Annotated in this window: 1 protein-coding gene; it reads right to left on the minus strand. The window is 64.8% G+C overall.

Going from position 1 to position 210, the window contains the following annotated elements; genetic code table 11:
* Nucleotides 1-210 (minus strand): hypothetical protein (locus H9S92_RS00035; protein WP_187464689.1); only part of this gene is annotated, 210 nt, incomplete at both ends.

The following is a 210-nucleotide window of genomic DNA, read 5'->3' on the forward strand; positions in this document are numbered from 1 at the left end:
CGGAACGAAGACGTTACGCTCTCGTTGGCTTCGCCAGCTGCCGTCGGGCAGACCGCGATTTCCGTAGCCGTGAAGGTGCGCGTCAGGATGACGTCTTCACACAGGGGGTCTTCGACGTCGTAGGCAACAACATCGTTGACGCACACCCGGATGCGGTCCGTGCAGCCGTCCGTGAAGGTCGGCAGCAGCGGCGTCAGGCCACCGGCCAGC

Source organism: Neolewinella lacunae (assembly GCF_014349155.1).
Classification (GTDB): Bacteria; Bacteroidota; Bacteroidia; order Chitinophagales; family Saprospiraceae; genus Neolewinella; species Neolewinella lacunae.